Raw genomic sequence first — 616 nt, forward strand, 5'->3', positions numbered from 1 at the left:
CTTTAAACTCTATATCAATTAAAACAGCGAGCTTAGCCGTATTAATGAGCCTGTCTCTGATCGCCTGTAGTCCCGCTAAGGATGAGCAAGCCACGGATGACGCTGTCGAAATTATAGCTCCAGTAGAAACTACCAATAGTGCTGAGTCTGTTTCACGTGAAACAGAGCAAAGCGATGTATCAATCGTAGAGCAGCCTATCACTATCCTAGCACTGGGCGACTCACTAACCGAAGGCTTGGGCGTTGAGCGTGACGGTAATTACCCCGCGCAACTAGAAGCCAAATTAAAAGAAATGGGCTACGTTAACGTCGATGTGGTCAACTCAGGATTAAGCGGCGAGACTAGTACTGGATTGGTGAATCGCTTGGACTGGGTGACGCAAACCGAGCCTGACATTACCATACTTACTATCGGTGCTAATGATGCGATACGCGGTCTCGATGTAGCAACGATTGAAGATAACATTCGTACGGCAGTTAAACATCTACAAGATAATGGTAGCGAAGTGATCTTAGGCGGTATGCAAATTTATGATAACTTGGGCAATGAATACGTACAGTCGTTCTCAGCTATTTATCCACGTATCGCTGAAGATATGAATGTGCCGATGATTCC

1 protein-coding gene is annotated in these 616 nt (G+C 45.5%); it reads left to right on the forward strand.

All coding sequences use genetic code 11. The features are described 5' to 3' along the window. Positions 1-44 precede the first annotated feature (44 nt). Positions 45-616: GDSL-type esterase/lipase family protein (locus tag ACTXGO_RS15825; RefSeq protein WP_443575192.1), on the forward strand; the 572-nt coding region annotated here is incomplete at its 3' end.

The sequence above is a fragment of the Psychrobacter sp. T6-1 genome (assembly GCF_052258445.1).